At 62.6% G+C, this 8,416-nt stretch carries 10 protein-coding genes and 1 pseudogene; 1 reads left to right on the top strand and 10 read right to left on the bottom strand.

The window, feature by feature from the left end:
• The 8 genes from G442_RS0118620 to G442_RS24705 all read right to left on the bottom strand — a co-directional run.
• Positions 1 to 257: hypothetical protein (locus G442_RS0118620; RefSeq protein ID WP_026399168.1), on the bottom strand; the 257-nt coding region annotated here is incomplete at its 3' end.
• The gene (locus G442_RS0118615) at positions 254 to 910 is read right to left on the bottom strand and encodes a head-tail connector protein (protein ID WP_026399167.1); all 657 of its coding nucleotides are present in this window, start codon (positions 908 to 910) and stop codon (positions 254 to 256) included. The genes G442_RS0118615 and G442_RS0118620, both read right to left, overlap by 4 nt.
• A gap of 18 nt (positions 911 to 928) precedes the next feature.
• Entirely contained in the window at positions 929 to 2,179 is a 1,251-nt protein-coding gene (locus G442_RS0118610) for a phage major capsid protein (RefSeq protein ID WP_026399166.1), read from the bottom strand.
• A gap of 84 nt (positions 2,180 to 2,263) precedes the next feature.
• On the bottom strand, positions 2,264 to 3,022 hold the full coding sequence (locus G442_RS23445) for a head maturation protease, ClpP-related (protein WP_035376932.1): 759 nt from the start codon (positions 3,020 to 3,022) through the stop codon (positions 2,264 to 2,266).
• 4 nt (positions 3,023 to 3,026) lie between these two features.
• Positions 3,027 to 4,352, bottom strand: a complete 1,326-nt coding sequence (locus G442_RS23440) for a phage portal protein (protein WP_051292550.1) — start codon at positions 4,350 to 4,352, stop codon at positions 3,027 to 3,029.
• A complete protein-coding gene (locus G442_RS0118595) occupies positions 4,340 to 6,070 on the bottom strand; it encodes a terminase large subunit (RefSeq protein ID WP_026399165.1) in 1,731 nt (576 codons plus the stop codon). Before G442_RS0118595 ends, G442_RS23440 begins: the two co-directional genes overlap by 13 nt.
• Positions 6,071 to 6,077: 7 nt before the next feature.
• Positions 6,078 to 6,377, bottom strand: coding sequence for a hypothetical protein (locus tag G442_RS23435; protein ID WP_035376931.1), 300 nt, complete (start codon positions 6,375 to 6,377; stop codon positions 6,078 to 6,080).
• Positions 6,378 to 6,534: 157 nt separating this feature from the next.
• Positions 6,535 to 6,858: an HNH endonuclease signature motif containing protein gene (locus tag G442_RS24705; protein ID WP_084440729.1), complete on the bottom strand. Its 324-nt coding sequence runs from the start codon at positions 6,856 to 6,858 to the stop codon at positions 6,535 to 6,537.
• Between the two features lie 44 nt (positions 6,859 to 6,902).
• Between G442_RS24705 and G442_RS23430 the strand changes: the two genes are divergently transcribed.
• Positions 6,903 to 7,298 (top strand): lysozyme inhibitor LprI family protein, encoded by a 396-nt coding sequence (locus G442_RS23430; RefSeq protein WP_084440728.1) that lies wholly within the window; start codon positions 6,903 to 6,905, stop codon positions 7,296 to 7,298.
• 110 nt (positions 7,299 to 7,408) lie between these two features.
• On the opposite strand, the gene G442_RS0118575 is transcribed toward G442_RS23430, so the two are convergent.
• A complete protein-coding gene (locus tag G442_RS0118575) occupies positions 7,409 to 7,912 on the bottom strand; it encodes a DUF6362 family protein (RefSeq protein ID WP_026399163.1) in 504 nt (167 codons plus the stop codon).
• Positions 7,909 to 8,416 (bottom strand): annotated as a pseudogene (locus G442_RS25655) (hypothetical protein); the annotation flags it as partial. The gene G442_RS0118575 and the pseudogene G442_RS25655, both read right to left, overlap by 4 nt.

The following is an 8,416-nucleotide window of genomic DNA, read 5'->3' as shown; positions in this document are numbered from 1 at the left end:
TCCGTGAGCGTGTATGTTTTCGGACCGTCCTCGACCCTGTCGCGCGGTTTCGGCATGTAAGCGGCCGCCGTGACCTCATCGGCCCCGATCTGCGCCACGAACGGAGCCCTCGCGACGCCGTCCGCCAGCTGCGAGGCCTGCGGCGGCGGCGCGTAGGCCATGACGCTGACGCTCTGCGACTGATCCGCCCGCATGAGGCGCATCATGCGCCCTTTGTCGGCGATCTGACGTCGTCGCCGCTCCGTGCGCCACGTCATGCCACGCCCGCCGGGCGATACGCGTCGAGAATGTCCGCCGCCGCCTGCGGCATGCCGCCGGTCGCCGCTGCGGACGTGTCCCAGCTGGTCGACCCGACGCCCTGCTCGCTTTCGGATTTGAGCAGCGGATCGCGCCCTGTCGCGTGCCACAGCGCCGCCGCCGTCAGGCGAACCGCACGCTGGATCGAGGCTGGCAGCGTGCCGCGCATCGCCGTGCCGTCCGCCGCGACGCTGTCGAGCGTGTAACCGGCCCGATAGGTCACGACGTAGCGCGCCGCCCGCCAGCAACGCGGATGACCGCTGTCCGGCGGGTAGACGATGCCCGCGTCGGGATTGACCGGCAGCGCCGCGACAGCGTCCGCATCAAGCGCTGTAGCGCCGATCGTAAGCCCCGTGACGGCCGACACCGGGTAACGGCCCAGAACGAGATCCGACTGGCGCGCCTCGCACCCCAGTTCGATCACGTCGCACCATGCCCGGTCGATCAGCGGACGCCCGACATAGACGAGCGCCATGGACGACGCGTCCTGCAGCAGCAGCGCAAGCCTTGCGTCCTGCGACGCGTCAGAAATCCCGAGATCCGCCTTGAGGTCGGCCAGAGACGCCAGCGGCGCATCCGGCGCAGGTGGACCGACTGGCGTTGTCCGCCTCATGGTCCGACCTCCCGACCGTTACGAGCCGCCGCCGGCGGCGGCCGTCCCAGGCATCTTCAGGGATTTGAGCGGCTGCGCCGCAGATGGCAGGCCGCCGCCGAAGCGACCGAAGCCAAAATATCCGGTTTGCAGATAGTCAGCGTAACGCTCGTTCAGCCGAACGATGCTGACGTCCCTCACCACCCGATATTTGTAGTTCTTCAGGTTTCCGAACAGGACTGGCTGCGCGCCTGCGGCGATGTCAGGCATGCTGTTGTTGTAAACGATGGGATAACCCGCAAACATATCAGGGACGCCAGCCTGGACACTGGGAACCCACAGCGGGCGTCCCTGATTGTCCTTGAGCTTCGCCAGAACCTTGATCGTCTGGTCGTTCATCATGAAAACGGCGCCCGTGCGGTATGCCCGATCAACGCTGAAGGCCAGCTCAACGAAATCGTCATAAGTTGGCGACGCGCCGGCGGCGGTTGCGCCCACTGCGGACGCGGTGAGCACGCCAGTCGGGCCAGACGCGCCCCCGGCGCCGGTCGTAAGGTCATCAGCGAGCGTGCGCCCGAACGAAGTAGTCAGCGCACCGCGAATAAAGGCGTCCAGATCCATGAAGCTGTCCTGCATCAGGGTCCACGGCACCAAAATCGCGTCAGTCGCATACAGGAACGCTTTCAGCGTCGTCTGGCCAAAGCTGAGATTGCCCTGCCCGATTTGCGTGTTTTCCGCGATGATCTTCGCCCGACGGCTGGTGTCGTCGTTGGTCGGCCATGGCAGATCAGCGCCCGTATCGGTGGCGATCTCGTCGAAATAGTTCAGCGCCTGGAAATAATCCTTCAGCGCGACAAGGAGCTGAGCCACGAAAGCGGGCGGCACCAGGTAGCCGCCTGCTGCGCCCGGCGTCGTCCCCTGTGCGTTGCGGATGTTGCTGGACTGAGTAACGATCCTCTGATGCGCAAAGATGCGGTCGTCAGCGGCGACGCCGTCCATGCCGCCGCGCAGCCACGACATGAACACCCGCGTCTCACGCTGGTCGTCGTCGGCGCGCTGGCTGGCGCTGATTCCTTCGACTGCAGCGCGTTGCGCCACTTGCTGCGCCAGTTCCGCATCGGCCGCGTGCGCCTGCTCGATACGGTCGATCTGCGCTTTCATGGCGTTCGCTTCCGCCATCATCGCGTCAAACTGGGCGATCTGCTCGGTCGTCGCCGTGTCACCGGACACCAGTGCGCGCGCGTTTTCGATCAGCGTCGCCCGCTTGGCGCGCAGTTCCTTGATGGTCATCTGGTTTTCCCTGTTGGGTTTAGAAAGGATGCAAACCTGATCCGACGCCGGTCAGGCATATGTGCGAGGAGGATGGCCTGCCGGTCAGGCGGCGTTCTCTGCCTCGGCGATCTGGAGCAGACGGCGGCGCGCCGTCAGGCCCGCCGATATGTCAGCAAGTTCTGCGGCGGGATCTGATGTGGACAGCGCCTCAGGAGCGCGCGCAAAGACGCCGGGCCGGAGAGCGGCTTTAGCGTTTGATGCGCCAGAAACGAGCGCATCCGCGAAACCGATATCCCTGGCTTCCTGCGCCGTAAACCACGTCTCCGCATTCATCAGCTGGCTCATCGCGTCTGGCGTCTGCCCCGTCTTCTGGGCGTAAAGCGACGCCAGCTGGCCGTCGACCTTGGCGAGAATTGCCGCCGTCTCGCTCATGTCGTTTCGATTTCCGACCACCGCGCCCCATGCGTTATGGATCATCAGGAACGCATTCTCCGCCATCGTCACCGTCGACGCGGAAAGAGCAATCACTGACGCGATCGAGGCGGCGAGACCGTCGACGACGACCGATACGGCGCCCGAATGGGCCTGCAGGGCCGCAAAGATCGCCAGACCGTCAAACACGTCGCCGCCGGGGCTGTTGATACGGACGACGAGATCTCCGTCGCCGGCCTGCGCGAGCATCTGCACGAAATCCTTGGCGGTGACGCCCCAGAATCCGATCTCGTCATAAAGCAGTATCTCGGCGACGCCATCAGCCGACGCGCGCGGCTTCAGGCCAAGCGTCTGTGGCAGCCCTGCCTGGGCATGCGTCATCAACGCCCGGTTCGAAAACCGTGCGGCCGGAGAATCATAGCGCTTCATTGCGTCAATCCTGCTGGGTTTGCTGTTGTGAGGCCGGAGCCGCCGTTTTCTGCGCCTGCGTCGCAAGCGGCACGTTCGTGCTGTTGATCAGCGGCATGTCGCCGCCCTCGACCGGCGGCCTGTTCTTTTTGCGACGCGCCTCGTTGATCGTCTGCGTCCCCGACGAAATCTCCTGCGCCGTGACCTGGGCAGATTTCACCGGGTCCATGGAAAGCAGCCCGTCGCGATCGAATTCGACGAAATACCCGCTCCCCGAGAAAAGCTTGTAGTTCAGTTCGCTTTCGATCCGGCTAAGATCGGCGTCGAGGGTGAATATCAGGTAGGCCAGCGTGTTTTCCGACAGGCCAGTCCCCCAGCTGGTCGTCTTGTCCGTCTCGTTGAGCAGATGCAGCGGGACGCCGAAGAACCGCGATATGTCGGACACCTGATAGCGCCGCGCCTCGATCGTCTGAAGATCCTGCGGACTGAGCTGGAACGGCGTGTATTTCGCACCGTCGTCGACGACGACGGTCCCGCCCCATTTCGACAGGCCCGCATGCGCCGCGTTGAACTCCGCCTTGGCGCGCAGGATCGCCTCGTCGCTCATCCGCCCGGGCACTTCCAGCACACCGCTGGGCATGGCCGCGTTCTGGTGCACCCGTCCCGTTCGCTCCTCCATTGTGAGGGCAAGTCCAATGGAGCCGCGCGCGAAGGACTGGATCCGCGACAGCCCCTGCCTGCCGTCAAAGCCCGGACCGGGGATATGGATCATATCCTCCTGCCGTATCGTCTCCGAGAGTCCATTTTCGTGCGTGCAATTATAGAAATTTACCCCTGGATACTGGGGCAGCCGCACAACCTGAACCTGCCATGGCGAGAAAGCTTCGAACCCTATCACCCGACCGGCGCCGTCATAGCGCACTGCGCTGTAGTGATTGCCCCACAGCAGGACGTTGACGCCCCAGAGCTCGCGCCACGAAAACGCCGTCAGGGCGCGGCCGGGAAACGGCGCCTGTTGCAGGAGAGGAGCCAGACGATGGTTTCTGACCTCGACCCGCTGTCCGTCGTCCTGTTGCCGATAAATTTTGAGCGGGAGCCCCGCGATGACCCCTGCCTCAAGCGTCACGCATCGGTAGACGGCGGAGCACGCCATCGCCGTGCTTTCGCTGATCCGCGGCATCCACTCGCTGTTGCGCGCGACCGGGTAGCCCAGCCACTGCTCCCATGATTTGATGTCGGACAGGGGCGTCGAAGGGTTTTCCAGACTCCCGGCGGCGCGGAATTGCGGCTCGACGCGCGCACGGCGTCCGCCACGGTCCTCCACGCCGAAAATTCCGCTTAGCAGGCCCAAAGGCTTTTCCTTTCGTAAATGCTCTTTCCGCCCGGAGCTTCCGGGTTACGCGACATCAGGGTCACGGCGTTGAAGGTCGCCATCAGCGGGTCAATCTTGAGGTTCCCCGCCGCCTGCTTCGTGATGACGATCGCGTTGCCTCTCGGCTCGACCTTCGCGTTGGACGCCGCCCACGCCATGATCGGCCGCGCGCCGTGGCGAAACGTCCCGTCCGCCAGCTTGCGCTCCGCCGTCTTGATGGCGCCCGACAGCGTCCAGCCCTGCGAGACGCCCACGACGCGGTCGCGCCCGATGCCGCGCACCGCCAGCGCGTCGACGATGGCGCCCACGCCCTGCGGATCGAGCCCCACCTGGGCGAGGCCGCCCCTGGCGTCGACGGCCTCCAGCACGTCGGCCAGCTGCTCGATGTCGTCTCCCGGCTCCGACACGATCACCAGATCGCCCTGCGCCTGAAAATCGCGCATCACGCTGGCCTCTTTCTTGCGAAGCGAAAGCACGCCCTCAAACACCCAGCTTTTTTGCCAGTGCAGCCATTCCTGCGTCGTCGCGTCGCGCCCCAGCACGACGAGCGACAACAGGTCGTCCAGCCCGCCGCCGTCGATCCCGGCGACCACGACCTCGGCGCGGGCGAGAACCTCCTCCAGCGTCAGCGTGTCGTCGCCTGCGCCCACCCAGTAATCCGCCCCGACCCAGCGGTCAGAGCGAAGCGCAAGCCCAATCTCGACATTCAGATGCTGCGAGGCCCAACGGGACAGTTCGGCAATTCCCTTGCCGCGAGCCGTTTCATATTCCTGCTGTAGTCGATGAATTGTAATCGACCGCCCGAGATTAGGCAGGACCATTGGCCAGACTGAAGGGTCTTCCCACGCCGCGAAATCACCGATCAGCGCAGGCTTCTGAAGCCTGTCCGGAAACTCGTAGATTACCGGCAAAATCCCAGTTCCGACCGCCACCTGCGTCTCGCCGTCGTCGCCTTGCCGGTGCGATTTCCCATCACGGATCGCCCGGGCCTGCAGAAGATCCTCTCGAAAACAACCACGCGGCGGTTTGTCACTCTGGGTCGTAATGATTGCAAGAAACGCTTCCGGCTGGCTGATCATGCCTCCCCGGATCTGTCCCATCACGTCGCCCGCGTCGGCGTTCAGGGCAATGACGTGTTCCTCGTCAACAAGAACGCCCGCCGGTTTGACGCCGGTCATCACCTCTTTCGAGAACGCCTTCACGCTCAAAGTCGCACCGCTTCGCTTCAGCGTCAGCCGCTTCTGGTTCTCCTGAATATGGAACATCCCGAGCAGCTCCCGGTCCGCCCGGACCATACCGGACGCCTGGTTGAACGCGAGAAAAGCAATCTCTTTCGTCGGCGCCACGATCAGAAATTCCGCGTTTGGCCGCTGATTGACCATCAGCGCCGTCATCATCAGCGCAGCGCCATTGGTCGTTTTTGAGTTCTTCTTCGGAACGAGAAGGAATAACTCGCGGATCTGTCGCTCATTGGTCGCCGGATCGAGCGCCCCAAACAACATTCGGACAACGTCGCGGAACCAGTCCCCGGCGGCCTCACCGAACGTAGGCTGCCCGATCACATCCGGGATGCAGAGCATATCGAAAATTTCAACAGCCTGTCTGGCCAACGCAGGATTAACCGGTTGGATCTGCGGCAGCAGCGATTGCCCCTCGCGCAACCGACTTTCCCAGTCTGGCCTGCTCAGATTCAGCATACGCCCCTCAGTTCATTGTTCGATCAGGCGACATGGCCCGTTCCCATTTACTCCCTGCCCCAGGCATATCCCCCAGGTCTCCCTGACCGGACGCAATGGGCGCAGGCTTCGCATGCATGAAAGGGCCTGCCTTGTCCGCCGCCATCGCACGTAATTCAAACGGCGCTCGAGGATCACGCAGGACCGCCTTCCAGAACTCCAGGGGCGTCAAAGTCGAATAATCGGCGATGACCGGCCCGTTCCATTCCTCGGTCGTCTGCGTCTTCTTTTTCCGGCCGGCACCCGGACGGGCTCCACCGCGCGCCATGACCTGTCCCCTTTGAATAAATTGATTGTTTTCAAACACAGGCGAAAAATCTGCGCGTGAGACTGGCGCGGTTGCCGCCCCCGATCCGGCCCAGACTTTCGACCCGCCCCCACCCGGCCGGACGAAACCCACAAAAACCTCAGAAATCAGCCGTTTTTCAAGGTCTTTCGACGATCGCGGTTCTGATCGCGCGGGCTCGCGCCGTCTTGGTCGTGTGGCACGACCCGCAAAGCAGCTGGACGTTCGACGGATCGAGCGGAGCGCCGCCGTCTTTCAGTTCGTGGACGTGATCGCCGAACAGACGCGTTCCGGTCCGTCCGCATTTCTCGCAGGAACGTCCTCGCTTCTCGATCAGGCGACGCATGAGATCGCGCCACGGCTTAGAAAGGTAGAAGGCGTCAGCACGTTTGGGCGGCGGGACCGCGATGCGCGTGTCTATTGAGCGCACGAGCGCGCCGACGCATCTTAGACGAGCGGGCATGGCGACTGTCCGGAGTTCGAGTAAGACAAAGCAAAGGTCAGAGAATGAAGAGAGCCGTGATTCTATCGGTCATGATGGCCTTGCCGGGTGGAACCTGTCTGGCTTCAGATTACGACAAGTGTATGGATGCCGCTGGCGGCGTAGATCCTGCAATGATCGAATGTGGCGGTCAGGAACTGGAGCGTCGCAACGCGGATTTGAATCGTGCCTACAAGGCATTATCGACGAAGGTGGTCAGAGGTGAAGTTCTCGCTCACCTGCGAACGTCGGAAAGATCGTGGATGAAGTTTCGCGATGACGAGTGCGATCTGATCGGAGCGGCCTACGGCGACGGGTCGTTGACCAAGATACTATTTCAACAATGTCTGATTGATGCGACCAAGACTCGTACAAAGACGCTGGAGAACTACCTCCAACAGCCGGATTTCTCGCAGCCGTAGGGCCAGACTCGCCAAACAAAAAAGGCCGGGCAACCGTTTGGCTGCACGACCCCTGAGTATGACTATGCGGATACTGCAATTTGAGGAGTTTGAGGAGAGGAAAATTACGCTTAGCTGAATTTTTTTCCTATTACCTCGCAAGCCCGCCTGTGCCACGCCTGCGCGGTCTTGTAGTCGACTCCAAGGTGACGTCCCAAAGGCCTCCATTCCCAAAGGTATTTTCCTGAATAAGGGTTCACTATCAGCCGTTTGTTGACGACCGTTCGCTGGCCCATATCGACCAGCAAGCCCGGCCAACCCAGGACGATGTCCATGCGCGCCACGGCGTCGGCCGTAGGCGAGGGAAGAATGTCGTCGCTCGCCCGGAACCAGTCGAGGTCCTTTCGATCCATCACGATGTCAGGCCAGTTTATCTTCACGCCTGCAGGACGCAGGTTTTTCACGTGCAGCGTGGCAAGTGTGGTCGCCGCCTCTTCCAGCCACTCAGCCACCTGATCCACAACCGGACGCAGCGTGCTGAACTCGGTCGGCTTGCGGCTGCGGAAGGCTAGGGCCGAGACATCCACGAATTCACCCGGATCGCAGGGCGCTGGAACCTTGCTGTCTCGCATCATGCGGCGCGCAAATTGCTGAATTCGACCAGCTGCGGCTGCGGCCCCTTGCCGCCCGAACGCATCCACTCGCCCATGGCCTTCTGCCACGCTTCCTGCGCCAGATGATCTTCCACCGTACGCGGCGCATGAACGTCAAACCGCTCGATCGCCTGCGCCACAGCAGGTTTGAAATATCCCATGTGCGGAAGCACTCGCCCGGCGCCACGCTCACGCGCAGTCACGGTTTCCACGGTCTCGACCACGACCTGCTCGATCTGATCCGCCGTCATGCCGCGCTGCAGCCCGTCCGCCGCCCACTGGCGCGCCACGCGGTAATCACCCCTGTCGCGGGCCAGATCGAACCCGGCGACTTCGAACGCCCTGGAACCGATGCGGTGATACGCCGCGTCAATCTCGGCCTTCGTCGGTTCCCGAGCTATAGCTACAGCTTTTATACTTTCAGTATGAGCTAGCTTAGCTGGGGAAACCGACGCGCCGGTTTGGGTTTCCGTTTTGGATTTCTCT

The organism is Acetobacter nitrogenifigens DSM 23921 = NBRC 105050, from assembly GCF_000429165.1.
Lineage (GTDB): Bacteria > Pseudomonadota > Alphaproteobacteria > Acetobacterales > Acetobacteraceae > Acetobacter > Acetobacter nitrogenifigens.
The sequence above is the reverse complement of the archived record's forward strand: the minus strand, read 5'-3'. Positions and strand labels throughout refer to the sequence as shown.

Coding starts and splice junctions, on each gene's coding strand:
- G442_RS0118615 (WP_026399167.1), bottom strand. CDS start 910: ATGAGGCGGACAACGCCAGTCGGTCCACCTGCGCCGGATGCGCCGCTG.
- G442_RS0118610 (WP_026399166.1), bottom strand. CDS start 2,179: ATGACCATCAAGGAACTGCGCGCCAAGCGGGCGACGCTGATCGAAAAC.
- G442_RS23445 (WP_035376932.1), bottom strand. CDS start 3,022: ATGAAGCGCTATGATTCTCCGGCCGCACGGTTTTCGAACCGGGCGTTG.
- G442_RS0118595 (WP_026399165.1), bottom strand. CDS start 6,070: ATGCTGAATCTGAGCAGGCCAGACTGGGAAAGTCGGTTGCGCGAGGGG.
- G442_RS23435 (WP_035376931.1), bottom strand. CDS start 6,377: ATGGCGCGCGGTGGAGCCCGTCCGGGTGCCGGCCGGAAAAAGAAGACG.
- G442_RS24705 (WP_084440729.1), bottom strand. CDS start 6,858: ATGCCCGCTCGTCTAAGATGCGTCGGCGCGCTCGTGCGCTCAATAGAC.
- G442_RS23430 (WP_084440728.1), top strand. CDS start 6,903: ATGAAGAGAGCCGTGATTCTATCGGTCATGATGGCCTTGCCGGGTGGA.
- G442_RS0118575 (WP_026399163.1), bottom strand. CDS start 7,912: ATGATGCGAGACAGCAAGGTTCCAGCGCCCTGCGATCCGGGTGAATTC.